This is a genomic window from Streptomyces sp. DH24 (assembly GCF_029813775.1).
GTDB lineage: Bacteria > Actinomycetota > Actinomycetes > Streptomycetales > Streptomycetaceae > Streptomyces.
Window position 1 is genome coordinate 30,241 of record NZ_JARVKW010000020.1, and the last position, 24,714, is coordinate 54,954.

The following is a 24,714-nucleotide window of genomic DNA, read 5'->3' on the forward strand; positions in this document are numbered from 1 at the left end:
TCATGACGGTCATGGAGCAGCGGGGTGCCTACCGGCCGTCCCCGCCGCCCGCCTGGCAGCCCCGCACGGATCCCGCGCCGTTGCTGCCCGACGCCGAGCCCCACCGCGTCCTCGGCACCGAGGCGGCCGCGCAGGCCGACCCGGACCTGCTGCGCAGGCTGTACGCGGAGCTGGTGCGCGGCCGCCGCTACAACACGCAGGCGACCGCCCTCACCAAGCAGGGCCGCCTCGCCGTCTACCCGTCCAGCACCGGCCAGGAGGCCTGCGAGGTCGCCGCCGCGCTCGTGCTGGAGGAGCGCGACTGGCTCTTCCCGAGCTACCGCGACACCCTCGCGGTGGTGGCACGCGGCGTGGACCCCGTCGAGGCCCTCACCCTGCTGCGCGGCGACTGGCACACCGGCTACGACCCCTACGAGCACCGGGTCGCCCCGCTGTGCACGCCGCTCGCCACCCAGCTGCCGCACGCGGTCGGGCTCGCCCACGCCGCCCGCCTCAAGGGCGACGACGTGGTGGCCCTGGCCATGGTCGGTGACGGCGGCACCAGTGAGGGCGACTTCCACGAGGCGCTGAACTTCGCGGCCGTCTGGCAGGCACCGGTCGTCTTCCTCGTCCAGAACAACGGCTTCGCGATCTCCGTGCCGCTCGCCAAGCAGACCGCGGCCCCGTCGCTGGCGCACAAGGCCGTCGGCTACGGCATGCCCGGCCGGCTCGTCGACGGCAACGACGCCGCGGCCGTGCACGAGGTCCTCGGTGACGCCGTGCGGCGCGCGCGTGCGGGCGGCGGTCCCACGCTCGTGGAGGCGGTGACGTACCGCGTGGAGGCCCACACCAACGCCGACGACGCGACCCGCTACCGCGGCGACGCCGAGGTGGAGACCTGGCGCGAGCACGACCCGATCCGGCTGCTGGAGCGGGAGCTGACCGACCGCGGCCTGCTCGACGAGGCCGGCAGGCAGGCCGCGCGGGACGCCGCCGAGGAGATGGCGGCCGGTCTGCGCGAGCGGATGAACCAGGACCCCGCGCTCGACCCGATGGACCTGTTCGCCCACGTCTATGCCGAGGACACTCCCCAACTGCGCGAGCAGCGGGCCATGTTGCGCGCCGAGCTGGAGGCCGAGGCCGAGTCGGAAGGGGAGCGCCGATGACGACCGTCGCCGTCAAGCCGGCCACCATGGCGCAGGCACTCACGCGCGCGATGCGCGACGCGATGGCCGCCGACCCCGCCGTGCACGTCATGGGTGAGGACGTCGGTACCCTCGGCGGCGTCTTCCGGGTGACCGACGGGCTCGCCAAGGAGTTCGGCGAGGACCGCTGCAGGGACACCCCGCTCGCCGAGGCCGGCATCCTCGGCACGGCGGTCGGCATGGCGATGTACGGCCTGCGGCCGGTCGTGGAGATGCAGTTCGACGCGTTCGCCTACCCGGCGTTCGAGCAGCTGATCAGCCACGTCTCCCGGATGCGCAACCGCACGCGCGGCGCGATGCCGCTCCCGCTGACCATCCGCGTGCCCTACGGCGGCGGCATCGGCGGCGTCGAGCACCACAGCGACTCGTCCGAGGCGTACTACATGGCGACTCCGGGGCTCCATGTCGTCACACCCGCGACCGTCGCCGACGCCTACGGCCTGCTGCGCGCGTCGATCGCCTCCGACGACCCGGTGGTCTTCCTGGAGCCGAAGCGGCTGTACTGGTCGAAGGACTCCTGGAACCCGGAGGAGCCGACGCCCGTTGAACCGATTGGCCGTGCGGTGGTGCGGCGCTCGGGGCGGAGCGCCACGCTCATCACGTACGGGCCGTCCGTGCCCGTCTGTCTCCAGGCGGCCGAGGCGGCCCGGGCCGAGGGCTGGGACCTCGAAGTCGTCGATCTGCGCTCACTGGTGCCGTTCGACGACGAGACGGTGTGCGCCTCGGTGCGGCGGACGGGACGCGCGGTCGTCGTCCACGAGTCGGGTTCCTTCGGGGGCCCGGGCGGGGAGATCGCGGCCCGGGTCACGGAGCGCTGCTTCCATCACCTGGAGGCGCCGGTGCTGCGTGTGGCCGGGTTCGACATCCCGTATCCGCCGCCGATGCTGGAGCGCCACCACCTGCCCGGCGTGGACCGGATCCTCGACGCCGTGGGGCGTCTGCAGTGGGAGGCCGAGAGCTGATGGCACAGGTGCTGGAGTTCAAGCTCCCCGACCTCGGTGAGGGACTGACCGAGGCGGAGATCGTGCGCTGGCTGGTGGAGGTGGGCGACGTGGTCGCCGTCGACCAGCCGGTGGTCGAGGTGGAGACGGCCAAGGCGATGGTCGAGGTGCCCTGCCCGTACGGGGGCGTGGTCACCGCCCGCTTCGGCGAGGAGGGCACCGAGCTGCCGGTCGGGGCGCCGCTGCTGACGGTCGCCGTGGGGGCGCCGGCCTCCGACCGCCGGGATGCGGACTCGAGCACCCCGGCGCCGACGGCACCGGCCCCGCAGTCGTCCGGCACGGCGGCCGAGAGCACGTCCGGCTCGGGCAACGTCCTGGTCGGGTACGGCACCTCGGAGGCGCCGGCCCGCAGGCGCAGGGTACGGCCGGGGCAGCCGGCGCCTGCCGCCCCTGCCGCGTCCTCCGCGTCTGCCGGGCCCACCCAGTCCGCCGCCGCCGTCGCGTCCGCGCGGGCGAACGGGCAGGTCAGGGCCTCCTCGGACACGGTCGACGGTCCCGTCCCGGTGATCTCGCCGCTGGTCCGGCGTCTGGCCCGGGAGAACGGACTGGACCTCAGGGAGCTGACCGGCTCCGGCCCGGACGGGCTGATCCTCCGGGCGGACGTGGAGTACGCGCTGCGGGCCGCCGCCGCCCAGGACCGCCCGGCCCAGCCGTCGGCCGAACCGCACACGCGCGAGCCGTCCCCGCAGGCCTCCGCGCCGGCCGCCACCGCCCCGCACGGCGGCGTCCGCACACCGCTCAAGGGCGTCCGCGGCGCCGTCGCCGACACGCTGGCCCGCAGCCGGCGCGAGATCCCGGACGCGACGTGCTGGGTGGACGCCGACGCCACGGAGCTGATGCGGGCGCGGACCGCGATGAACGCCGCGGGCGGGCCGAAGATCTCCCTGGTCGCGCTGCTGGCGCGGATCTGCACCGCCGCCCTGGCCCGCTTCCCGGAGCTCAACTCCACGGTGGACATGGCGGCCAGGGAGATCGTCCGGTTCGACCACGTGCACCTCGGCTTCGCCGCGCAGACCGACCGCGGGCTCGTCGTGCCGGTCGTCCGGGACGCGCAGGCGCGCGACGCCGAGTCGCTGACGGCGGAGTTCGCGAGGCTCACCGAGGCGGCCCGGACCGGGACCCTGACACCGGGCGACCTCACCGGCGGCACCTTCACGTTGAACAACTACGGGGTGTTCGGCGTCGACGGTTCCACGCCGATCATCAACCACCCCGAGGCCGCCATGCTCGGCGTCGGCCGCATCGTCCCCAAGCCGTGGGTGCACGAGGGCGAGCTGGCGGTGCGGCAGGTCGTCCAGCTGTCGCTCACCTTCGACCACCGGGTGTGCGACGGCGGCACGGCGGGCGGCTTCCTGCGGTACGTGGCGGACTGCGTGGAACAGCCGGCGGTGCTGCTGCGGACGCTGTGAGGTGAGGGCGGGGGCGATGCGTGCCGTCCCCGCCGCGACCGCTTCGGGAGGCCCCGCGTACCGCCGGCCGCGCGGCCGGGTGTCCGCATGCTGTGCGCAGGGGTGGCATTGATCCTTCCGGCGCCCATACTCGGGGGGTGACCGCGTACGAGTCCCCCGGTGATCCCGGCACCCGCCCCGCGCCACGGACGGACCCCGCCGCGTACGACGCCGTCGTGCTGGCTGGCGGTGCCGCGCGGCGGCTCGGCGGTGCCGACAAGCCCGGCCTGCGGGTGGGCGGTCGGGCGCTGCTCGACCGTGTGCTGACCGCCTGCGCCGACGCCCGCGCCACGGTCGTCGTCGCCGACCCCCGGCCCACTGCCCGGCCCGTGGCCTGGGCCCGCGAGGAGCCGCCCGGCGGCGGCCCGCTCGCCGCCCTCGACGCCGGGCTCCGGCACACCGGTGCCGATCACGTCCTGGTGCTCTCCGCCGACCTGCCCTTCCTCGCCCCGGCGACGGTGCGACGGCTGCTGGCCGCGCTGCGGGCGGGCGACGCCGACGGCGCGCTGCTCACGGACGCCGACGGCCGCGACCAGCCCCTCGTCGCCGCGTACCGGTCCGCTGTCCTGCGCCGGGACCTCGCCGCGCTCTCCGCCCGGCACGGCGGCCTCGCCGGACTGCCCCTGCGCCGCCTTACCGGGGGCCTCCAGCTCACCCGTGTCGCGGACCCTGTAGCGTCCTTCGACTGCGACACCTGGGACGACATTGCCACCGCCAGGTCACGCATCAGGGAGCATGAGCACGTGTTGGACGAATGGATCTCCGCAGTCAAGGACGAGCTGGGCATCGACCTGGACGTCGACACCGGCGCCCTGCTCGACCTGGCCCGTGACGCCGCCCACGGCGTGGCCAGGCCCGCCGCGCCGCTGACCACCTTCCTCGTCGGCTACGCCGCCGCGCAGTCGGGCGGGGGTCCCGAAGCCGTCGCCGAGGCGGCCCGCAAGGCGGCGGCGCTCGCGACGCGCTGGGCCGCCGAGGACAGCCGGGGCGGGACGGACGGCGAGGACGGCGCGCCCGCCTCCGGGTCCGACGCCGGACAGGCCGATCCCGACGCCCGGCCGGACGCCGGATGACCGCGCACGGCACCCGGGACGGCCAGGAGGCCGACGACCTGGACGTCGAGGAGGCGCTCGCCCTCGTGAAGGACGCAGGCGGCCACGAGCCGGCCCGCACACCCGCCGAGTCTTCCGCGCCTTCCGTGCCTTCCGCGCCGGATGAGCGGCCCGCGTCCGCCGCCCGGCACCGGGCCACCCCCTGGCCGCAGGCCCGCGCGACCGCCGCACGGGCCCCGCGGCCCGGCTCCCGCCGTGCCCCCGTCTCCGTCCCGCTCGACGCCGCTCTCGGCCTGACCCTGGCCGCTCCCCTCGCCGCCCTCACCGACCTGCCGTCCTTCGACACGTCCGCGATGGACGGCTGGGCCGTCGCCGGGCCCGGCCCCTGGGACGTCCGGGACGAGGGCGTTCTCGCCGGGCACGCGGAGCACGGGCCGCTCACCGACGGCGAGGCCGTGCGCATCGCGACTGGCGCCCGTGTCCCGCCCGACACCACCGCCGTGCTGCGCTCCGAGCACGGCCGCACCGACGCCAAGGGCACCCTGTACGCCACCCGCGACGTCGTGCACGGCCAGGACATCCGCCCCCGTGGCCAGGAGTGCCGCATCGGCGAACAGCTCCTGTCCGCCGGAACGCTCGTCACCCCGGCCGTCCTCGGCCTGGCCGCCGCCGCCGGGTCCGACGCCCTGACCGCCGTTCCCCGCCCGCGCGTCGAGGTCCTCGTGCTCGGCGACGAGCTGCTGACCGAGGGCCTGCCGCACGACGGTCTGATCCGTGACGCCCTCGGCCCCATGCTGCCGCCCTGGCTGCGGGCGCTCGGCGCCGACGTCACCGCCGTCCGACGGCTCGGGGACGACGCCGAGGCGCTGCACCGGGCGCTCACCGCCTCCGACGCCGACGTCGTCGTCACCACCGGCGGCACGGCCGCGGGACCCGTCGACCACGTCCACCCCACCCTGCGCCGCATCGGTGCCGAGCTCCTCGTGGACGGGGTCGAGGTGCGCCCCGGCCATCCGATGCTGCTGGCCCGCATCAAGGACGACCAGCACCTCGTCGGCCTGCCCGGCAACCCGCTGGCGGCCGTGTCGGGTCTGCTCACCCTGGCCGAGCCGCTGCTGCGGACCCTGGCGGCCCGGCCGGTTCCGGAGCCGTACACGCTGCCGCTCCGGGACGCGGTCCACGGGCACCCTCATGACACCCGGCTCGTCCCCGTCGTGCTGCGCGGTGACCGCGCGGTGCCGCTGCACTACAACGGACCGGCCATGCTGCGCGGTATCGCGGCGGCCGACGCCCTGGCCGTCGTACCGCCGGGTGGTGCGCGGCCGGGTCAGGAGACGGAAGTGCTCGACCTCCCTTGGGCCACCGGTGGAATCGGAGTGTGTTTCACGTGAAACTTCCGGGCCATGATGCGATCGCCCGTCAGGCGGACGAACAGTTCGTGACCCACCGGGTGAAACTGCCCCGGCAGATGGTGGAACACCCGATCCGCCAGGTCCTCAAGCGGTTGTCCATGGCCCTGGTGGTCCTCGTGGTGACCGCGACGATCGTCTACATGGACCGCGAGGGTTACGGCGACAACGCCGACAACTCCGTCGATCTCCTCGACGCCTTCTACTACGCGACCGTCACGCTCTCCACCACCGGATACGGTGACATCACGCCCGTGAGCGACGCCGCCCGGCTCACCAACATCTTCGTCATCACGCCGCTGCGTGTGCTGTTCCTGATCATCCTGGTCGGCACCACGCTGGAGGCCCTCACCGAACGCACTCGGGAGGAATGGCGACTGAACCGCTGGAGGTCCACCTTGCGCGATCACACCGTCGTCATCGGCTTCGGCACCAAGGGCCGGTCGGCGATCCAAACCGTGTGCGCGACGGGCCTGAAGAAGGAACAGGTCGTGGTGGTCGACCCCAGCGCCAAGGCGATCGACGCCGCGAGCGCCTACGGCTACGCGGGCGTCATCGGCGACGCGACGCGCAGCGAGGTGCTGCGCCGGGCGGAGGTCCACCGGGCGCGGCAGATCATCATCGCGACCCAGCGCGACGACACGGCCGTGCTGGTGACGCTGACGGCCCGGCAGATGAACCGCGGCGCCAAGATCGTGGCCGCCGTGCGCGAGGAGGAGAACGCGCCGCTGCTGAGGCAGTCCGGCGCCGACGCCGTCATCACCAGCGCCAGCGCCGCCGGCCGGCTGCTCGGCCTGTCCGTGCTCAGCCCCGCCGCCGGCATGGTGATGGAGGACATCATCCAGCAGGGCAGCGGGCTCGACATCGTCGAACGGCCGGCGATAAAGGCCGAGGTGGGCAAGTCACCGCGGCAGATCGACGATCTGGTACTGAGCGTCGTACGAGGGCACCGGGTGCTCGGATACGACGATCCGGCCGTCGGCACGGTGCAGTTGACGGACCGGCTCATCACCATCGTGCGCGCGACGCCGGGCACGCAGGTCGCGCCCGACTCCCGGCCGATTCCGCAGGACTGACCACGGGCGGCCCGACGCCGCGGGACCGGCCGTTCGCGGTCGGTCCCGGCGGAGCGCGGCCGGGCGGGGCGTGCGGCCGAACGGAGCGCGCGGCGGGGCGACCGCTCGCGGTCGACGGCTACTTGCGGTTGTAGAGGCGCATCGTGATCGGTCCGAAGACCAGCACGAGCAGCGCCGCCCAGCCGAGCGTCCAGGCGACCTCGGCCGCCGGCCAGTCGCCCGCCATCAGGCCGCGCACCGCGGACGCGAGGTGGGTGACCGGGCTGTTGTTGACGAAGGCCTGGAGCCAGCCCGGCATGGTTTTCGGGTCCACGAAGACGTTGGACAGGAAGGTCAGCGGGAAGATCACCATCATGCTGACGCCCATGACCGACTTCTCGGTGCGCAGCATCAGACCGAACATCGTCCAGATCCACGAGAACGCGAACGAGAAGACGATCAGCAGCGTGATCCCGGCGACCACGCCGCCCACGCCGCCGTCGGGCCGGTAGCCGAGAACCAGGCCGACGGTGAGCATCACGACCGACGCGATGGCGTACCGCAGGGCGTCGCCGAGCAGATAGCCCACCATCGTGGAGGGCCGCCAGATCGGCAGGCTGCGGAAGCGGTCGAAGACGCCCTTCTCGATGTCCGTGTTCACCGAGACGCCGGTGTACATCGTGATCATCACCACCGACATCACGAGGATGCCCGGCAGCAGGAACTGGATGTACTCCTTCGGCGACCCGGCCAGCGCCCCGCCGAACAGGTACGTGTACATCAGCACCATCATGATCGGGAACGCCGTGACGTCGAACAACTGCTCCGGCACGTGCTTGATCTTCAGCATGGCCCGCCAGCCGAACGTCAGCGAGGCCGACAGCGCGCTGGGGCGCGGCGGACGCTCCTTGGCCACGAGCAGTGCGGTGAGCGACTCGGCGCTGACCGGGGCGAGTTCACCGGTCTCGGGGGTCGTCGCGGTGCTCATGCCGCCACCTCGTCCTTCGGGTCGCGGGCGTCCTGCCCGTCGTGGGTGTCGTGTCCGGTGAGGGCGAGGAAGACCTCGTCCAGGCTGGGCTGTCCCAGCGAGAAGTTGTCGACGGTGACACCCGCGCGGGCCAGTTCGCCGAGCGCGCGGGCGGCCTGCTCGGCCGCGGTGTCCTGTCCGGCGGCCGAACCGAGGCGGGCCGTCAGCGCCAGCGGGTCGGGCTCCGGCTGCACGCGCGCGTCCAGGGCGCGCAGCAGGACGTCCGCCGCGAGCTCCCGCTGCTGGGCGTCCCGCAGCCGCAGATGGACGGTGCCGGCGCCGACGGACGCCTTCAGCTCGCCCTTCGTGCCCTCCGCGATGACCTTGCCGCGGTCGATGACGGCGATCCGGGACGCCAGCTGGTCGGCCTCGTCCAGGTACTGCGTGGTCAGCAGCACGGTCGTGCCCTGCGCGACGACCGCGCGGACGATGTCCCACACCTGGTTGCGGCTGCGCGGGTCGAGGCCGGTGGTCGGCTCGTCCAGGAAGAGCAGGTCCGGTGTGTTGAGGATGGACGCGGCGATGTCGATGCGGCGCCGCATGCCGCCCGAGTAGTGCTTGACCTGTTTCGCCGCCGCGTCCGACAGCCCGAAGGCCTCCAGCAGCTGGGCGGCGCGCTCCCGGGCGGCCTTCTTGTGGTGCCCGAGGAGCCGGGCCAGCAGCACCAGGTTCTCCGTGCCGGTGAGGTCCTCGTCCACGGACGCGTACTGGCCGGTGAGGCTGACCCGGCCACGCACCTCGTCCGCCTCGCGCACGACGTCGTGTCCGAAGACGTGGGCCTGGCCGCCGTCGGGCCGCAGAAGGGTGGCGAGCATCTTCACGGTGGTGGTCTTGCCGGCGCCGTTGGGGCCGAGGACCCCGTAGACCGTGCCGGCCGGCACGGACAGGTCGACCCCGTCGACGGCCCGGGTCTCGCCGAAGGTCTTCACCAGGCCCGCGGTCTCGATCGCCAGTCCGGACGTCTGTGTGCTCATGCTGAGGGTCCTTCCGCGAGCTCCGCTACGCAGGGGAGACTTTTACCGTCGCTCAAACTCATCGCTTCCGCACATGGGTTTCGCCGCGAACCGGTCCAAGGACCGAGCCACCCGGGACCGCGGACGCAGGACCACGGGGAGCGGAGACGCAGGACCACGGACCCAGGACCACGGCGGGCGGAGACGCAGGACCACGGGGGCGGGGCACGGGACCGGGCGGGGCGAGGAGTCGCGCGGGGCGAGGAGTAGCGTCCCCTTCATGCATGCGATCACGATTCCCGAACCTGGAGGGCCCGAGGCGCTGGTGTGGGACGAGGTCCCCGACCCGGTGCCCGGCGAGGGCGAGGTCCTGGTCGAGGTGGCGGCCGGCGCCGTCAACCGGGCCGACATCCTGCAGCGGCAGGGCCACTACGACCCGCCGCCCGGCGCGTCCCCCTACCCCGGCCTGGAGTGCTCCGGGCGGATCGCCGCCATCGGCACCGGAGTGTCCGGGTGGGCCGTCGGCGACGAGGTGTGCGCGCTGCTGTCCGGCGGCGGCTACGCCGAGAAGGTCGCCGTGCCCGCGGGCCAGCTGCTGCCCGTACCGAAGGGGGTCGGCCTGACGCAGGCCGCGGCGCTCCCCGAGGTGGTCTGCACGGTCTGGTCGAACGTCTTCATGGTCGCCCACCTGCGCCCGGGAGAGACGCTGCTCGTGCACGGCGGCTCCAGCGGCATCGGCACCATGGCGATCCAGCTCGCCAAGGCCGTCGGTGCCAAGGTCGCCGTCACCGCGGGCACGCCGGAGAAGCTGGAGCAGTGTGCCCGGCTGGGTGCGGACATCCTGGTCAACTACCGGGAGCAGGACTTCGTCGCCGAGGTCAAGAAGGCCACGGACGGGGCGGGCGCCGACGTCATCCTCGACAACATGGGCGCCAAGTACCTCGACCGCAACGTCCAGACCCTCGCCGTCAACGGCCGCCTCGCGATCATCGGCATGCAGGGCGGCGTCAAGGGCGAGCTGAACATCGGCGCGCTGCTTCGCAAGCGGGCCGCCATCAGCGCGACCTCGCTGCGCGCCCGCCCGCTGGAGGAGAAGGCGGCGATCGTCGCGGCCGTACGGGAGCACGTCTGGCCGCTGATCGACGGGGGCCATGTGCGTCCGGTCGTCGACCGCGAGATCCCGATGCCGGACGCGGCCGCCGCCCACCGGGTCGTGGAGGAGAGCGGCCACGTCGGCAAGGTGCTGCTGGTGGCGCCGTAGCGCCACGCGCCGGGCCGCGTCGGCCCAGGGCCTGTCGTCTGTCGTCTGGATCAGCCCGGGCCGTGAGACGCCACGCCTCTTGCTCTTGGCCACCCTTGACGCCGGGACGACCCGAACGACGACGGGCCTCAGGTGCGCCGCAGTCGCAGGCCGAGGAAGGCGAGGCCCAGGCCGAGGCCGATGAGGACCAGGCCACTGCCCAGCGGCAGGATGCGCAGCGGTGGTCCGACGGCCCGCTCGGAGGGCGCGACCGCCTGCGGCGCGGCCGTCCCCCGCACGGTGTCCGACGGCACCGGCACGGCGTCCTGACTCGCCGCGTCCTCGGGTACGGCGGTGGCGGCCGGTCTCCTGGGAAGGCCGCCGCCGTCGTGGCTGCCGCCGGTCCGGCCGGCGGCGGGATCGTCGCCGTCCCGCCGTTTGTCCAGGTCCTCCCCGCGCCGCCCCGGCCGCGCCCGTCCCTCACCGGGGACGCTGCCGGCCCGGGACGGCTGCCCGGCTGCGGACGGCTCGGGCCGCTCGGGCCGCTCGGTCCGCTCGGACGGCGAGGCGGAGCGGGACCGGGCCACGGCGGCCGGGCGGGAGCCCGGGGCCGGAACGGACGCGGACGCCGCCGCCGACGCGGACGAGGCGGCGGAGGCTGTCGCCGAGGGGGAGCCGGGCATCGAGGGCGAGGCGGACGCCGAGGCCCTGCTGCCGGACGCCGGCTCGGTGGCGTGCGACAGGCCGGTACGGGGCGGTACTTCGGCGGCGTGCGACAGGCCTGCCCGGGGCGGTGCTGCTGCGGCGTGCGACAGGCCGACGTGGCCGGGACCGTATGGCGCTGCCGCCGCACCTGAGGTCAGGGCGGCCAGCAGCGCCGTTGCCCGGAGGATGCGCAGCCAGGAAGTCACCGTACAAGCTTCACATTCACCGAAATATTCGGCATTCCGTGACCCGCCAACGGATTGATCACGGTTCCCCGGGGTCACCGCCGTGACGGCATGTCCGGTGCGAGAGAATGGCGGCATGGAGATGCCGAGGAACGAAAGGTCGCCGGAGAACCCGCAGATCCTGGTTGTCGGCCAGGACGGCATGGCGCTCAGCGGCGGCAACGGAGACGAGGACTCCCGCGAGATCCCGGTCACGGAGCAGGTGGAGCAGCCTGCGAAGGTCATGCGCATCGGCAGCATGATCAAGCAGCTCCTGGAGGAGGTGCGCGCGGCTCCCCTGGACGAGGCGAGCCGGGTCCGGCTGAAGGAGATCCACGCCAGCTCGGTCAAGGAGCTGGAGGACGGCCTGGCGCCGGAGCTCGTCGAGGAGTTGGAGCGGCTCTCCCTGCCCTTCACGGACGAGGCGACCCCGAGCGACGCCGAACTGCGGATCGCGCAGGCCCAGTTGGTGGGCTGGCTGGAAGGTCTCTTCCACGGGATCCAGACCACGCTGTTCGCCCAGCAGATGGCGGCGCGCGCCCAGTTGGAGCAGATGCGGCGCGCCCTGCCCCCGGGCGTCGGCCACGAGGGCGAGGAGGACCACCCGGCGGGTCGCTCGGGTGGGCCGTACCTGTAACGAGCCGACAAAGGGCCCGGCGCCGCAAGCGCCGGGCCCTTTGCTGTGCCGGTCAGGACGACGGGGGGTAGCCCGTCGAGACCTTGAGGGTGATCTCCGGCATGTCGTTGGGGTCGACGTCCGTGTCGGGCGGGGGGAACTGGTCCCTGACCGAGCCCTCGCCGAACGTGTTCTCGTCGACCTCCTCGATCTTCAGCTGCCAGCCCGCGGCCTGGGCGCACTCCTTGACCGACTTGATGTACTTAAACGTGAAGTCGGGGAGCCTGATCTTGTCGGGGTCGTTGTACGACTCCTGGGGCTCCTCGCACTGGTCCTTCGCGATCGTCTTCGACACGTCCGGCCCCCGGTAGCCCGCCGCCTTCGACGGGGAACCCGACACGCTCGCGCTGCTGCTTCCGCCGCCCGCCGTTTCGTCGTCGCCGTCGCCGTTGCTCAGCGTCAGGGCCACGATCAGGCCGACGACCGCCACCACCGACACCACGATCGAGCCGATGATGACCGGCTTGTTGTTCCTGCCGCCGCCCGTGGAGCCGACGGCCGTCGAGTGCTGCGGCGTGATGTTGTACGGCGGCGGGGTCGAGGGCTGGTAGCCGCCCTGCTGCGGGTAGCCGTACGCCGGGGACGGGGTAGGCGTGCCGTACGGGTGCGGGGTCGAGGGCTGGTTCGGGTGGTACGGCGTCTGGACGTGGCCCGACGGCGCCGGGGTGCTCTGGTCGACCGGCGGGAACACCGCCGAGCCGACGCCCGCGCCGCTCGACGTCTGCGCGCCCGGCACGATGCTCGGCGCGGCGACCTGGAAGGACGACGCCACGCGCAGGCACTCGGTGCGCATCGCCTCGGCGCTCGGGAAGCGCTCGTTCGGGTTCTTCTTCAGCGCGCGGGTGATCAGCGCGTCCACGGCGGGCGGCAGCGCGCGGTTGATGGAGGACGCCGTGACCGGCTCCTCCTGCACGTGTGCGTACGCGATCGCCAGCGGCGAGTCCGCGTCGAACGGCAGCCGCCCGGTGACCAGTTGGAACAGCATGATGCCGACCGAGTACAGGTCGGAGCGGGCGTCGACGCCGCGGCCGAGGGCCTGCTCCGGCGACAGGTACTGCGGGGTGCCGACGACCATGCCGGTCTGCGTCATCGACGTGACGCCGGACTGCATGGCGCGCGCGATGCCGAAGTCCATGACCTTGACCACGCCGCGCTTGGTCATCATCACGTTGCCCGGCTTGATGTCCCGGTGGACCAGGCCCATCTCGTGGCTGATCTCCAGCGCGGCGAGCACGTCCGCGGTGACCTTCAGCGCCTTGTCGGCGGGCATCGCGCCGTACTGCCGTACGTCCTCGTCGAGCACCGAGCCGAGCGGGCGGCCCTCGATGTACTCCATGACGATGTACGGCGTCGTCATGCCGTCGAGGTCGTCCTCGCCGGTGTCGAAGACCGAGACGATGTTCGTGTGCGTGAGCTTCGCCACGGCCTGGGCCTCGCGGCGGAAGCGCTCGCGGAAGGCCTGCTCGCGGCCGAGTTCGGTGTGAAGTGTCTTGATCGCGACCTGGCGGTCCAGCACGCTGTCGTAGGCGAGATGCACCGAGGCCATGCCGCCCTCGCCGAGCAAGTCGCGCAGCTGATAGCGGCCGCCGGCGAGCGCACGCCCCGCGTACCGGCCCTGAGCGCCGTCCTGGCTCATCGTTCTGCGTCCCCCATAGCCCTGCAGGCGCCGGCTTTTGTCGGTGACCCGTCAGTGATCCAATGTGCTATTCCCGGCCAAGTCTGCCCCAGGCCACTGACACGTCAAGCTCGGTGCCCGTTCCGTGACCGTACGCGAAAGAAGCGTCGCGGAAGCGTTACAGCGGACGTACTACCGGTACACAGAATTTGCACTACCGGGCGCCCGGCCGGTTTGATGACCGGTCCGTCTCATGCCGGCCCCGGCCTCCGTCTCGCACCGGAGCCCGGCGCGGAGGCTGTAGCGTGGCCGACGGAGACCGTAACAACACCGCGCGCATCGCGGGCAGAAACGACGGCGAGGACTGATGGCACAGCAGCAGCGCGCTCAGGGCCCGTCCGACCCCGAGGCGACTGGCGGCGGTATGTCAGACGCGCCGGAGCACTGGGGCAACGGCGGGCTGGTCGGCGACGGCCGGTACCGGCTGACCCACAGGCTCGGCCGGGGCGGCATGGCCGAGGTGTTCGCCGCCGAGGACCTCCGCCTCGGACGCACCGTCGCGGTCAAGCTGCTGCGCGCCGACCTCGCCGAGGACCCGGTCTCCAAGGCCCGCTTCACGCGCGAGGCGCAGTCGGTGGCCGGCCTCAACCACCACGCGATCGTCGCCGTGTACGACTCCGGCGAGGACGTCGTGGGCGGCCAGTCGGTGCCGTACATCGTGATGGAGCTCGTCGAGGGCCGCACGATCCGCGATCTGCTGCTGAACGCCGAGGCGCCCGGACCCGAGCAGGCCCTGATCATCGTCTCGGGTGTCCTGGAGGCGCTGGCCTACTCGCACCAGCACGGCATCGTGCACCGCGACATCAAGCCCGCCAACGTCATCATCACGCACAACGGCGCCGTGAAGGTCATGGACTTCGGCATCGCGCGCGCCCTGCACGGGGCGTCCACGACGATGACGCAGACCGGCATGGTCATGGGCACCCCGCAGTACCTCTCCCCGGAGCAGGCGCTCGGCAAGGCCGTCGACCACCGCTCCGACCTGTACGCCACGGGCTGCCTGCTGTACGAACTCCTCGCGCTGCGCCCGCCGTTCACGGGCGAGACCCCGCTGTCGGTGGTCTACCAGCACGTCCAGGACATCCCGACGCCGCCGTCCGAGACGTCCGACGGCTGCCCGCCCGAGCTCGACGGCCTCGTCATGCGCTCGCTGGCGAAGGACCCCGACGACCGCTTCCAGACCGCCGAGGAGATGCGCGGCCTGGTCCAGTACGGCCTGCAGATGCTGTACGACCAGGGCGGGCACACCGGCACCTGGAACACCGGCCCGGTCGCCATGCACGACGGCCGGCACACCCCGGCCGCGGGCTTCGCCGGGACGGCCGCCATGCCGCACCCCGACGCCCACGGCACCGCGCAGATCCCGCAGCCGATCCTGCCCGCCGGGTACGGCGGTGGCGACGACGGCGGGTTCGAGGGCCGCGGCAACCAGGGCGGCGGGCGCGGCAAGCTGTGGATTCTCGCGGTGCTCGCGGTGATCGCCATCGCGGCGGGCGTCGCGCTGGCCCTCAACAACGGCGGCTCCGGCGGCGGCGGGACCGGCACGACGCAGTCGCCGACGACCTCGGAGACCACCAAGGACGAGAAGGCCAGCGAGACGCCGAGCGACGACGCGTCGGAGGGGCCCACCGACACGGACACTGACCAGGGCACCGGCTCGGGCTCGAACCCGGACTGGACGCCGTCCTCCACGCCGTCGTTCACGCCGTCCCCGAGCTACACGGGCGAGCCGAGCGAGGAGCCGACGACGGGCGAGCCGACGACCGGGCCGACCGGCGAGCCGTCGGACGACGAGACGCCCCCGGAGCCGTCCGAGACGCCGGAGCCGCCGACGGGCGGGACGCTCAACGGCGGCACTGTCGGCGGTGACGACGGCGAATAGCCGCGGCTGACCAGCAGCTTTTCCGCCACGCGCGCGTGCGGCCCCGAAAACGGGCCCCACGCGCGCGTGCGTTTCCAGGCGGGCGCGTGCCGCTCAGCCGCCGGTCGTTCAACCGGCGACCGGCAACCGGCGACCGGCAACCGGCGACCGGCGACCGGCGACCGGGTACTGGCAACCGGCGACCGGCAGTCGGCAGCCGCCGGCCGCCAGACCACGGCCGTTGTGCCGTCAGTCGGCGAAGGCGTCGCACACGGCGTCGTACTCCCGTGTCCACCACACCGCCAGCGCCGACGCCGCCGGGAACTGCGGGTCCGCGCGGGTGTCGCCGCGCTCGTAGTGCCAGCGCAGCATCCAGAAGTCGTTCAGGCGCTCCCACCAGACGCGGTGCACGGCCGCGGCGAGTTCGGAGGGCGTGGCCCCGGTCGTCCGCCGGTACGCGCGCGCGTAGGCGCGCACCTTCGGCAGGTCGAGCGGGCCGGCGGGGCGGACGAAGAAGATCGCGGCGGCGCGTACCGCCTCCTCCGCGCGGGGCTGCACGCCGAGCCGGTCCCAGTCGACGATCGCGGCGGGCACGTCGTCCTTGTAGAGCACGTTGAACGGGTGGAAGTCCCCGTGTACCCAGCCCACCGAACCGCCGCGCGGCGGGCGCCGGCCGGCGTGCTGTTCCAGGAGCGCGCGCCGCTCGACGAGACGGTGACGGGCCAGTTCGTCGAAGGAGTCGGCCGGTTGGTGGCGGCGTACGCGGGCCAGGAGGTCGTCGATGAGGGCGAACGTGTCGTCCGGGTCGGCGCTCTCGGCGCGCGCATCGGCGCCGCCGGGGGCGCTGGCGCGTGCGCCGTCGGGAGCGGGATGCGCAGGGCGCGCCCCCGTGTCCTTCTCGCGCGCCGGCATCACGCGCTCCAGTCCGGCGTGCACCACCCCCAGCAGCGCGCCGAGGCGTCCGCACTGGGCGGTGCCGAGCTGGCCGCCGTGGCGGTGGCGGCCGTCGATCCAGGGGTGCAGCGCGTAGGCGGAGCCGCCGACGACGGCGACCGTGCGTCCGTCGCGGCCGGGCAGCGGCGGGGCGACCGGGACGCCCAGGTCGGCCAGGCGCTGGGTGGCCCGGTGCTGGCGGGCGATGGCGGCCGGGTCGGCGGTGTCCGGGTCGAAGTGGTGCTTGAGGAAGTAGCGGCCGCGGGTCGTGCACAGGCGGTAGCCGCGGTTGAGCAGACCTTGGTCGACGGGCTCGCAGGTGAGCGGGGAGCCGGCGGCGAAGCGGCTGAGGAGGGCGCCCAACGGAGGCGCATGAGGCACAGGGGGTGGTACACGGAAGCGCGGCACGCGCCGAATGCTAGGGCACCGAACGGCCCTGTGAGCTGGGCGTTGTCACAGACAGTCGCCCCCAGTCGCAATCGGTCACACTGCGCTGCGGAAGTGGCGTTCGGCGCCGCCCTCCGTGCTGTGCACGCTGCAGAACCGGGGCTCCAGACGCAGGTACACGGGCTCGTACGGCTCGCCGTCCACGAGCCGGGGCGCCGGTCCGAACCGGTCGAGTTCGGCGGCCGTCGGCTCGTGCGCCTCGCAGCGCCCCACGATCTGCACGGACCACGTGTCCTCGCCGGCCCGGGCGCTGCTCAGGTTGTCGGAGCCGTACGCGACGACGCTTCCCGTGCAGGCCCGGTGGTAGCCGCAGCTGCGGGGCATGCGCAGCAGGATCCGGCCGTCCACCACGATGTGCCGGGCGAAGGCCAGGAAGGGCAGGGCGCGCAGGCTCGCGGCCACCCGGCCGTACGCGGTGCGGCCGAGCAGGCCGACGGCGAGCTGTTCGTCGGAGGGCATGCACTCACTGTGCGGGTGGGGGAAGCGACGGCACCAGAGTCGACGGCCCCGCAATAGCGGGACGTAAGTCCCGAACAATGCGTGCCCCGGCTCCGCTTCCTGTTCCGGCCGTGTCCCCGTGCCCGGCCGCGCTCAGCGTTTCTCGGCCTGGATCCGTGCCACGTACGCGGCGGCCTGGGAACGCCGCTGCATTCCGAGTTTCGACAGCAGGCCGGACACGTAATTCTTGATCGTTTTCTCGGCGAGGTGCAGCCGTTCCCCGATCGCGCGATTGGTGAGCCCTTCGCCGATCAGTTCCAGAATCCGGCGCTCCTGGGGGGTGAGTTCCGCGAGCTCGTCGTCCTCGCGCGGGCCGCCGCCGTCCCGCAGCCGTTCCAGCACGCGCGCGGTGGCGACCGGGTCGAGCAGGGACTTCCCGGCGGCCACGTCGCGCACGGCGGCCAGCAGTTCCGTGCCCCGGATCGCCTTCAGGACGTAGCCGGAGGCGCCCGCCACGATCGCGTCGAAGAGGGCCTCGTCGTCGGCGAAGGACGTCAGCATCAGGCACTTGACGGACTCGTCCCGGGAGCGGATCTCGCGGCACACCTCGACGCCGCTGCCGTCCGGCAGGCGCACGTCCAGCACCGCCACGTCGGGTCGGCCGGCCGGGATCCGGGCCAGCGCGTCGGCGGCCGTGGCGGCCTCGCCGACCACCTCCATGTCGTCCTCGCCGGCGAGCAACTCGCGCACGCCCCGGCGCACGACCTCGTGGTCATCGAGGAGAAAAACCCGGATTTTTCCGTCTTCGCCCACGGCGTCAGTCTCACACACGAACTCTTCCCGTGCCCGGGGTGCCCGGGATAACGTGCCGTTGTTCCGGCCCCCTGCAAGGCTGTGATCAGTGCCGTGACCAGCGGCTCCTCCCAGGATCTGCGAGGTACTCGGATCTCCAGGTGAAAGTACTTGGAAATCCAAGGAAAAACGCAGGTCAGGAGGGGTTTCACAGAAATGTGGAGCACTGGGTAACGTGATTCTTGCAGGGCGCTCGCCGGGGCACCTGTCACGCCTGTTCCCGGCCGAGTGGCACCCACCCCGTGCCCGGAGGTCCAGAACAGGTGAGCCGCACTGGCCTACCGGCAACCCCGGGGGCCGGACCGACGGAGGAGCACACGTGACCGTGGAGAGCACTGCCGCGCCCAAGCCGCGACGCAGCGCCGGAAGCAAAGCCGGCACCACCGGCGCCAAGCGCGCCACCAGCACGACGCGCGCGAAGAAGGGCGGCGAGCCCCAGCTCGTGCAGCTGCTGACGCCCGAGGGCAAGCGCGTGAAGAACGCCGAGTTCGACAAGTACGTCGCCGGCATCACCCCCGACGAGCTCCGCGGCCTGTACCGCGACATGGTGCTCACCCGCCGCTTCGACGCCGAGGCCACCGCCCTGCAGCGCCAAGGCGAGCTGGGCCTGTGGGCCTCGCTGCTCGGCCAGGAGGCCGCCCAGATCGGCTCCGGCCGCGCCCTGCGCGACGACGACTACGTCTTCCCGACCTACCGCGAGCACGGCGTGGCCTGGTGCCGCGGCGTCGACCCGACGAACCTGCTCGGCATGTTCCGCGGCGTCAACAACGGCGGCTGGGACCCGAACGGCAACAACTTCCACCTCTACACGATCGTCATCGGCTCCCAGACGCTGCACGCCACGGGCTACGCCATGGGCATCGCCAAGGACGGCGCCGACTCGGCGGTCATCGCCTACTTCGGCGACGGCGCGTCCAGCCAGGGCGACGTGGCGGAGGCGTTCACCTTCTCCGCGGTCTACAACGCCCCCGTGGTGTTCTTCTGCCAGAACAACCAGTGGGCGATCTCCGAGCCGACCGAGAAGCAGTCCCGCGTGCCGCTGTACCAGCGCGCGCAGGGCTTCGGCTTCCCGGGCGTGCGCGTGGACGGCAACGACGTGCTGGCCTCCCTCGCGGTCACCAAGTGGGCCCTGGAGCGGGCCCGCAGCGGCGAGGGCCCCACGCTGGTCGAGGCGTACACGTACCGGATGGGCGCCCACACCACCTCCGACGACCCCACGCGCTACCGCCACGACGACGAGCGCGCCGCCTGGGAGGCCAAGGACCCGATCCTGCGCCTTCGCCGTCACCTGGAGTCCGCAAACCACGCGGACGAGGGATTCTTCGCGGAACTGGAGGCGGAGAGCGAGGCGTTGGGCAAACGAGTGCGCGAAGCGGTCCGCGCCATGCCGGACCCGGACCACTTCGCCATCTTCGAGAACGTGTACGCGGACGGACACGCGCTCGTGGACGAGGAGCGAGCTCAGTTCGCCGCCTACCAGGCGTCGTTCGCGGACGCAGACGGGGGTAAGTGACATGGCAGAGAAGATGGCCCTGGCCAAGGCGATCAACGAGTCGCTGCGCCGCGCCCTTGAGGCGGACCCGAAGGTCCTCGTCATGGGCGAGGACGTCGGCAAGCTCGGCGGTGTCTTCCGTGTGACGGACGGCCTGCAGAAGGACTTCGGCGAGAGCCGCGTCATCGACACCCCGCTCGCCGAGTCCGGCATCGTCGGCACGGCGATCGGCCTCGCCCTGCGCGGCTACCGCCCGGTGGTGGAGATCCAGTTCGACGGCTTCGTCTTCCCGGCGTACGACCAGATCGTCACGCAGCTCGCGAAGATGCACGCCCGTTCGCTGGGCAAGGTCAAGATGCCCGTCGTCGTCCGCATCCCCTACGGCGGCGGCATCGGCGCGGTGGAACACCACTCGGAATCCCCCGAGTCGCTGTTCGCGCACGTGGCGGGCCTGAAGATCGTCTCCCCGTCGAACGCGTCCGACGCGTACTGGATGATGCAGCAGGCCATCCAGAGCGACGACCCGGTGATCTTCTTCGAGCCCAAGCGCCGCTACTGGGACAAGGGCGAGGTCAGCACCGAGGCGATCCCCGACCCGCTGCACAAGGCACGCGTGGTCCGTGAGGGCACCGACCTGACCCTCGCCGCCTACGGCCCCATGGTGAAGCTCTGCCAGGAGGCCGCCGACGCGGCGGCCGAGGAGGGCAAGTCCCTGGAGGTCCTGGACCTGCGCTCGGTCTCCCCGCTGGACTTCGACGCGATCCAGGCGTCGGTCGAGAGGACCCGCCGCCTGGTGGTCGTCCACGAGGCGCCGGTGTTCTTCGGCTCCGGCGCGGAGATCGCCGCGCGCATCACGGAGCGCTGCTTCTACCACCTGGAGGCCCCGGTGCTCCGGGTCGGCGGCTACCACGCGCCGTACCCGCCGGCCCGCCTGGAGGAGTCGTACTTGCCCGACCTGGACCGGGTACTCGATGCCGTCGACCGCTCGCTGGCGTACTGAGGAGAGGGTCGTGACGACGATGACGGAAGCGTCCGTGCGCGAGTTCAAGATGCCCGACGTGGGCGAGGGACTCACCGAGGCCGAGATCCTCAAGTGGTACGTACAGCCGGGCGACACGGTCACCGACGGCCAGGTGGTGTGCGAGGTCGAGACGGCCAAGGCGGCCGTCGAACTGCCCATCCCCTACGACGGCGTGGTCCGCGAACTGCACTTCCCCGAGGGCACCACGGTCGACGTGGGCACGTCGATCATCGCGGTCGAGGTGGCGGGCGGCGCGCCCGCGGCCGGGGCCCCGGTCCAGGAGGCCGTCGAGCCGCAGGCCGAGGAGCCCGCGGCGCACGGTGCGGGCCGCCAGGCGGTCCTCGTCGGCTACGGCGTGGCGACGTCCTCGACCCGCCGCCGCCCCCGCAAGGGCGCGGAGGCGCGGACCCCGGAGGCGCGGACCCCGGAGGCGGCGAAGGCGGTCCAGTCCGAGCTGAACGGGCACGGCGGTACGCCCGCGGCGCCCGCCGTCCCCGCCGCGGCGCCCGCCCCTGCCGCCGCCCCGGCCGGGCAGGCGCGTCCGCTGGCGAAGCCGCCGGTGCGGAAGCTGGCGAAGGACCTGGGCGTGGACCTGGCCACGGTGCTGCCGTCCGGCCCGGACGGCATCATCACGCGCGAGGACGTCCACGCCGCGGCGTCGCGGCCGAAGGCCCCGGAGCAGGCCGAGCCCGAGGCCCGGCCCGCCCCGGCGGTCCCGGACCGGGCGGCCCCGCCCGCGACCGCCGTCTCCTACGACACGGCGCGCGAGACCCGTGTCCCGGTGAAGGGCGTCCGCAAGGCGACGGCGGCGGCGATGGTGGGCTCGGCGTTCACCGCGCCGCACGTCACGGAGTTCGTGACGGTCGATGTGACGCGGACCATGAAGCTGGTCGAGGAGCTGAAGCAGGACAAGGAGTTCACGGGCCTGCGTGTGAACCCGCTGCTCCTCATCGCGAAGGCCCTGCTGGTCGCCATCAAGCGGAACCCGGACATCAACGCGTCCTGGGACGAGGCGAACCAGGAGATCGTGGTCAAGCACTACGTCAACCTGGGCATCGCGGCGGCCACCCCGCGCGGCCTGATCGTCCCGAACATCAAGGACGCGCACGCCAAGACGCTGCCGCAGCTGGCCGAGTCCCTGGGTGAGCTGGTGTCCACGGCGAGGGACGGCAAGACCTCGCCGGCCGCGATGCAGGGCGGCACGGTCACCATCACCAACGTCGGCGTCTTCGGCGTCGACACCGGCACGCCGATCCTCAACCCCGGCGAGTCGGCGATCCTCGCGGTGGGCGCGATCAAGCCCCAGCCGTGGGTCCACAAGGGGAAGGTGAAGCCGCGTCAGGTCACCACGCTGGCGCTGTCCTTCGACCACCGCCTGGTGGACGGGGAGCTGGGCTCGAAGGTCCTGGCGGACGTGGCGGCGATCCTGGAACAGCCGAAGCGGCTGATCAGCTGGGCGTAGCCCGCGGGGCGCGAAGCCCCGGGAACGTCACACGCGGGAGCCGCGCACCTCACGGGGTGCGCGGCTCCCGCGCGCGTAGGCGACGGCGCGGGCGGCTCCCGCCGGGTCGTGTGCCGCCCGGGCGGCGCCCCGTCGGGCCGCGCACCGTGCAGCCCGGCGGCGCCGGGACGGCTGGCCCGGTTCACGCCGGGCCGCGCACCGTCTTCACCCGGTTCACGCCGGGTCGTGTACCGCCTTCGGGCGGCGTCCCGCCGAGAGCCACGCCGTGCAGCCCGGCGGCGCCGGGACGGTTGGCCCGGTTCACGCCCGGACGTGCGCCGCCTTCACCCGGGTCACGCCGGGACGCGTACCGCCTCCGCCCGGCTCACGCCCGGACGCGCACCGTCACCGCCCGGCTCACGCCGGGACGTGGACCGTCTTCACCCGGGTCACGCCGGGACGCGTACCGCCTCCGGGCGGCGTCCCGCCGAGAGCCACACCGTGCAGCCCGGCGGCGCCGGGACCGCTGGCCCGGTTCACGCCGGGCCGCGCGCCGCCTTCACCCGGGTCACGCCGGGACGCGTACCGCCTCCGCCCGGCTCACGCCGGGACGTGGACCGTCTTCACCCGGCTTGAGACCAGCCGCTCCCGTTCCCTGCGGGCCGCCCGCCTGCGCAGCCGCAGGATCTGGGTCACGCCGAGGGCCTGGAGGACGAACACCGCCGAGAACGCCACCGTGTAGTCGTCGCCCGTCGCGTCCAGCAGGACACCGACGGCGAACAGGGTCGTCATCGAGGCGACGAAGCCGCCCATGTTGGTGATGCCGGACGCCGTCCCCTGCCGCTCCGGCGGATTCGCCGGACGCGCGAAGTCGAAGCCGATCATCGACGCGGGGCCGCACGCCCCGAGCACCGTGCACAGCACGATCAGCAGCCACATCGGGGCCCGGTCGGCGGGGTAGGCGAGCGTCGCCGCCCAGAGCAGGGCGGTTGTCCCGACCGTGCCCAGCGCCAGCGGCAGCCGGGCCTCGTGGTGCCGGGCGACGATCTGGCCGTAGACCAGGCCGATCGCCATGTTGGACAGGACCACGAGGGTGAGGAGCTCGCCCGCCGTGGCGCGCGACAGGCCCTGTGCCTCCACCAGGAACGGCATGCCCCACAGCAGCAGGAACACCATCGCCGGGAACTGCGTGGTGAAGTGCACCCACAGACCGAGCCGCGTGCCCGGCTCCCGCCAGGAGGCGGCGATCTGACGGCGTACGTAGGCCGCGCCCTGGTGCGGGGGCCGCTGGGGCTCGTGGCCCTCGGGGTGGTCCTTCAGGAACAGCAGGAGCAGGACCAGGACGACGACGCCGGCCAGGGCGCTGCCCGCGAACGCCGCCGTCCAGCCAACGCCGTGCAGCAGCCGGGCGATCACCAGTGTCGAGACGAGGTTGCCCGCCATGCCGGCGAGACCGGCGAGCTGCGCGACCAGCGGGCCGCGCCGGGCCGGGAACCAGCGCCCGCCGAGCCGCAGTACGGCGATGAACGTCATCGCGTCGCCGCAGCCCAGCAGCGCGCGCGAGGCCAGCGCCATGCCGTAGGAGGGGGAGAGGGCGAAGCCGAGCTGGCCGGCCGTGAACAGGACGACGCCGATGGTCAGCACCCGCTTGGTGCCGAGCCGGTCGACCAGGAGGCCGACGGGTATCTGCATGCCCGCGTAGACCAGCAGCTGGAGGATCGAGAACGTCGACAGGGCGGAGGCGTTCACCTGGAAGCGTTCGACCGCGTCCAGGCCGGCCACGCCGAGCGAGGTGCGGAAGATGACGGCGACGAAGTAGACCGAGACGCCGATGCCCCACACGGCCAGGGCACGCCGGCCGCCCGGAGGGTCGCCCGGCAGTGTCGCGGACGACGAGCTCATCGGACCTCCCCGCGCGCCAGGTGCGAGAACCAGCTGACGTGCCGGTGGACGACGTCGACGGCCGCTTCCGCGTCCCCGGAGCGCAGCGCCTGGAGGATCTCCTCGTGCTCGGCGAGGGTCTTGGCGATGCGGTCGGGGTGCGAGTGCATCACGGCGACGCCCATGCGCAACTGGCGGTCGCGGAGCTGGTCGTAGAGGCGGGAGAGGATCTCGTTGCCGCCGCTGCGGACGATCTCGGCGTGGAAGCAGCGGTCGGTGACGGCGGCAGCGGCGAGGTCACCGGCGGCGGCCTGCTCCTTCTGCCGGGCGAGCAGCGCCTCCAGACGCTCGACGAGGCCCGGCGGGGCCGGTACGGCCTTGCGCGCCGCGTGCTCCTCGACGAGCAGCCGGGTCTCCACGACGTCCGCGATCTCCTGGGCGGAGACGGGCAGGACCAGGGCGCCCTTCTTCGGGTAGAGCTTGATCAGCCCTTCGACCTCCAGCCGCAGCAGGGCCTCGCGCACCGGGGTGCGGGAGACTCCGACGGCCTCGGCGAGTTCGCCCTCGGTGAGCAGGAGGCCGCCCTCGTAGCGGCGGTCGAGGACGCCTTGTTTGACGTGGGTGTAGACGCGGTCGGCGGCGGGCGGTTGCTTCACGGCCAGGCTGCTCATGCCGACAGGATAGATACAACACGTACGC

At 73.0% G+C, this 24,714-nt stretch carries 21 protein-coding genes; 12 read left to right on the forward strand and 9 right to left on the reverse strand.

Annotated features, from left to right (window positions below; all coding sequences use genetic code 11):
- Positions 1 to 2: 2 nt before the first annotated feature.
- From pdhA (QC282_RS17840) to QC282_RS17865, 6 genes are all read left to right on the forward strand, one after another.
- The gene (gene pdhA, locus QC282_RS17840; protein ID WP_279550448.1) at positions 3 to 1,145 is read left to right on the forward strand and encodes a pyruvate dehydrogenase (acetyl-transferring) E1 component subunit alpha; all 1,143 of its coding nucleotides are present in this window, start codon (positions 3 to 5) and stop codon (positions 1,143 to 1,145) included.
- Positions 1,142 to 2,146, forward strand: a complete 1,005-nt coding sequence (locus tag QC282_RS17845; protein ID WP_279550449.1) for an alpha-ketoacid dehydrogenase subunit beta — start codon at positions 1,142 to 1,144, stop codon at positions 2,144 to 2,146. Before pdhA (QC282_RS17840) ends, QC282_RS17845 begins: the two co-directional genes overlap by 4 nt.
- Positions 2,146 to 3,594 carry a dihydrolipoamide acetyltransferase family protein gene (locus tag QC282_RS17850; RefSeq protein WP_279550450.1) on the forward strand — a complete coding sequence of 483 codons (1,449 nt, stop codon included), beginning with the start codon at positions 2,146 to 2,148 and terminating at the stop codon, positions 3,592 to 3,594. Before QC282_RS17845 ends, QC282_RS17850 begins: the two co-directional genes overlap by 1 nt.
- 137 nt (positions 3,595 to 3,731) lie before the next feature.
- On the forward strand, positions 3,732 to 4,706 hold the full coding sequence (locus QC282_RS17855; RefSeq protein ID WP_279550451.1) for an NTP transferase domain-containing protein: 975 nt from the start codon (positions 3,732 to 3,734) through the stop codon (positions 4,704 to 4,706).
- A complete protein-coding gene (locus QC282_RS17860; protein ID WP_279550452.1) occupies positions 4,703 to 6,076 on the forward strand; it encodes a molybdopterin molybdotransferase MoeA in 1,374 nt (457 codons plus the stop codon). The genes QC282_RS17855 and QC282_RS17860 overlap by 4 nt, the downstream gene beginning before the upstream one ends.
- Positions 6,073 to 7,170, forward strand: a complete 1,098-nt coding sequence (locus QC282_RS17865; protein WP_279550453.1) for a potassium channel family protein — start codon at positions 6,073 to 6,075, stop codon at positions 7,168 to 7,170. The genes QC282_RS17860 and QC282_RS17865 overlap by 4 nt, the downstream gene beginning before the upstream one ends.
- Before the next feature lie 118 nt (positions 7,171 to 7,288).
- Here QC282_RS17865 and QC282_RS17870 read toward each other — a convergent pair whose 3' ends face one another.
- Both QC282_RS17870 and QC282_RS17875 read right to left on the reverse strand, forming a co-directional pair.
- Positions 7,289 to 8,137: an ABC transporter permease gene (locus QC282_RS17870; protein ID WP_279550454.1), complete on the reverse strand. Its 849-nt coding sequence runs from the start codon at positions 8,135 to 8,137 to the stop codon at positions 7,289 to 7,291.
- The gene (locus QC282_RS17875) at positions 8,134 to 9,150 is read right to left on the reverse strand and encodes an ATP-binding cassette domain-containing protein (RefSeq protein WP_279550455.1); all 1,017 of its coding nucleotides are present in this window, start codon (positions 9,148 to 9,150) and stop codon (positions 8,134 to 8,136) included. Before QC282_RS17875 ends, QC282_RS17870 begins: the two co-directional genes overlap by 4 nt.
- 259 nt (positions 9,151 to 9,409) lie before the next feature.
- Here QC282_RS17875 and QC282_RS17880 point away from each other — a divergent pair, with 259 nt between their 5' ends.
- The gene (locus tag QC282_RS17880) at positions 9,410 to 10,390 is read left to right on the forward strand and encodes an NAD(P)H-quinone oxidoreductase (RefSeq protein ID WP_279550456.1); all 981 of its coding nucleotides are present in this window, start codon (positions 9,410 to 9,412) and stop codon (positions 10,388 to 10,390) included.
- A gap of 128 nt (positions 10,391 to 10,518) precedes the next feature.
- Here the strand turns inward: QC282_RS17880 and QC282_RS17885 are convergent, their stop codons facing one another.
- Positions 10,519 to 11,280, reverse strand: a complete 762-nt coding sequence (locus tag QC282_RS17885; RefSeq protein ID WP_279550457.1) for a hypothetical protein — start codon at positions 11,278 to 11,280, stop codon at positions 10,519 to 10,521.
- 115 nt (positions 11,281 to 11,395) lie between these two features.
- Here QC282_RS17885 and QC282_RS17890 point away from each other — a divergent pair, with 115 nt between their 5' ends.
- The gene (locus QC282_RS17890) at positions 11,396 to 11,935 is read left to right on the forward strand and encodes a bacterial proteasome activator family protein (RefSeq protein ID WP_279550458.1); all 540 of its coding nucleotides are present in this window, start codon (positions 11,396 to 11,398) and stop codon (positions 11,933 to 11,935) included.
- A gap of 52 nt (positions 11,936 to 11,987) precedes the next feature.
- Here QC282_RS17890 and QC282_RS17895 read toward each other — a convergent pair whose 3' ends face one another.
- Positions 11,988 to 13,610 (reverse strand): protein kinase, encoded by a 1,623-nt coding sequence (locus QC282_RS17895; protein ID WP_279550459.1) that lies wholly within the window; start codon positions 13,608 to 13,610, stop codon positions 11,988 to 11,990.
- A 346-nt stretch (positions 13,611 to 13,956) separates the two neighbouring features.
- On the opposite strand from QC282_RS17895, the gene QC282_RS17900 reads away from it, so the two are divergent.
- Complete coding sequence (locus QC282_RS17900; RefSeq protein WP_279550460.1) at positions 13,957 to 15,531, forward strand: protein kinase; 1,575 nt, start codon at positions 13,957 to 13,959, stop codon at positions 15,529 to 15,531.
- Between the two features lie 228 nt (positions 15,532 to 15,759).
- Here the strand turns inward: QC282_RS17900 and QC282_RS17905 are convergent, their stop codons facing one another.
- The 3 genes from QC282_RS17905 to QC282_RS17915 all read right to left on the reverse strand — a co-directional run bounded on the left by QC282_RS17905 (position 15,760) and on the right by QC282_RS17915 (position 18,141).
- Positions 15,760 to 16,824, reverse strand: coding sequence for a phosphotransferase (locus QC282_RS17905; RefSeq protein WP_279550461.1), 1,065 nt, complete (start codon positions 16,822 to 16,824; stop codon positions 15,760 to 15,762).
- Positions 16,825 to 16,926: 102 nt separating this feature from the next.
- Positions 16,927 to 17,349, reverse strand: coding sequence for a pyridoxamine 5'-phosphate oxidase family protein (locus QC282_RS17910; protein ID WP_279550463.1), 423 nt, complete (start codon positions 17,347 to 17,349; stop codon positions 16,927 to 16,929).
- 132 nt (positions 17,350 to 17,481) lie between these two features.
- Positions 17,482 to 18,141: a response regulator transcription factor gene (locus tag QC282_RS17915; protein WP_279550464.1), complete on the reverse strand. Its 660-nt coding sequence runs from the start codon at positions 18,139 to 18,141 to the stop codon at positions 17,482 to 17,484.
- Positions 18,142 to 18,499: 358 nt separating this feature from the next.
- Between QC282_RS17915 and pdhA (QC282_RS17920) the strand changes: the two genes are divergently transcribed.
- Genes pdhA (QC282_RS17920) through QC282_RS17930 form a run of 3 tightly spaced genes read left to right on the forward strand, consistent with a single transcriptional unit; the run spans position 18,500 to position 22,155 of the window.
- Positions 18,500 to 19,693 carry a pyruvate dehydrogenase (acetyl-transferring) E1 component subunit alpha gene (pdhA, locus tag QC282_RS17920; protein WP_279550465.1) on the forward strand — a complete coding sequence of 398 codons (1,194 nt, stop codon included), beginning with the start codon at positions 18,500 to 18,502 and terminating at the stop codon, positions 19,691 to 19,693.
- A gap of 1 nt (position 19,694) precedes the next feature.
- Positions 19,695 to 20,672 (forward strand): alpha-ketoacid dehydrogenase subunit beta, encoded by a 978-nt coding sequence (locus QC282_RS17925; protein WP_279550466.1) that lies wholly within the window; start codon positions 19,695 to 19,697, stop codon positions 20,670 to 20,672.
- A 19-nt stretch (positions 20,673 to 20,691) separates the two neighbouring features.
- On the forward strand, positions 20,692 to 22,155 hold the full coding sequence (locus tag QC282_RS17930; protein ID WP_279550534.1) for a dihydrolipoamide acetyltransferase family protein: 1,464 nt from the start codon (positions 20,692 to 20,694) through the stop codon (positions 22,153 to 22,155).
- A 579-nt stretch (positions 22,156 to 22,734) separates the two neighbouring features.
- On the opposite strand, the gene QC282_RS17935 is transcribed toward QC282_RS17930, so the two are convergent.
- Together QC282_RS17935 and QC282_RS17940 are read right to left on the reverse strand one after the other, a co-directional pair.
- Entirely contained in the window at positions 22,735 to 24,036 is a 1,302-nt protein-coding gene (locus tag QC282_RS17935) for an MFS transporter (protein ID WP_279550467.1), read from the reverse strand.
- Positions 24,033 to 24,686 (reverse strand): GntR family transcriptional regulator, encoded by a 654-nt coding sequence (locus QC282_RS17940; protein ID WP_279550468.1) that lies wholly within the window; start codon positions 24,684 to 24,686, stop codon positions 24,033 to 24,035. The genes QC282_RS17935 and QC282_RS17940 overlap by 4 nt, the downstream gene beginning before the upstream one ends.
- Positions 24,687 to 24,714: the final 28 nt, after the last annotated feature.

Excerpts from the sequence above, each read along its gene's own strand:
- pdhA (WP_279550448.1), top strand. The coding sequence starts at position 3 with ATGACGGTCATGGAGCAGCGGGGTGCCTACCGGCCGTCCCCGCCGCCC.
- QC282_RS17845 (WP_279550449.1), top strand. The coding sequence starts at position 1,142 with ATGACGACCGTCGCCGTCAAGCCGGCCACCATGGCGCAGGCACTCACG.
- QC282_RS17850 (WP_279550450.1), top strand. The coding sequence starts at position 2,146 with ATGGCACAGGTGCTGGAGTTCAAGCTCCCCGACCTCGGTGAGGGACTG.
- QC282_RS17860 (WP_279550452.1), top strand. The coding sequence starts at position 4,703 with ATGACCGCGCACGGCACCCGGGACGGCCAGGAGGCCGACGACCTGGAC.
- QC282_RS17870 (WP_279550454.1), bottom strand. The coding sequence starts at position 8,137 with ATGAGCACCGCGACGACCCCCGAGACCGGTGAACTCGCCCCGGTCAGC.
- QC282_RS17875 (WP_279550455.1), bottom strand. The coding sequence starts at position 9,150 with ATGAGCACACAGACGTCCGGACTGGCGATCGAGACCGCGGGCCTGGTG.
- QC282_RS17880 (WP_279550456.1), top strand. The coding sequence starts at position 9,410 with ATGCATGCGATCACGATTCCCGAACCTGGAGGGCCCGAGGCGCTGGTG.
- QC282_RS17890 (WP_279550458.1), top strand. The coding sequence starts at position 11,396 with ATGGAGATGCCGAGGAACGAAAGGTCGCCGGAGAACCCGCAGATCCTG.
- QC282_RS17895 (WP_279550459.1), bottom strand. The coding sequence starts at position 13,610 with ATGAGCCAGGACGGCGCTCAGGGCCGGTACGCGGGGCGTGCGCTCGCC.
- QC282_RS17900 (WP_279550460.1), top strand. The coding sequence starts at position 13,957 with ATGGCACAGCAGCAGCGCGCTCAGGGCCCGTCCGACCCCGAGGCGACT.
- QC282_RS17910 (WP_279550463.1), bottom strand. The coding sequence starts at position 17,349 with ATGCCCTCCGACGAACAGCTCGCCGTCGGCCTGCTCGGCCGCACCGCG.
- QC282_RS17925 (WP_279550466.1), top strand. The coding sequence starts at position 19,695 with ATGGCAGAGAAGATGGCCCTGGCCAAGGCGATCAACGAGTCGCTGCGC.
- QC282_RS17930 (WP_279550534.1), top strand. The coding sequence starts at position 20,692 with ATGACGGAAGCGTCCGTGCGCGAGTTCAAGATGCCCGACGTGGGCGAG.
- QC282_RS17935 (WP_279550467.1), bottom strand. The coding sequence starts at position 24,036 with ATGAGCTCGTCGTCCGCGACACTGCCGGGCGACCCTCCGGGCGGCCGG.
- QC282_RS17940 (WP_279550468.1), bottom strand. The coding sequence starts at position 24,686 with ATGAGCAGCCTGGCCGTGAAGCAACCGCCCGCCGCCGACCGCGTCTAC.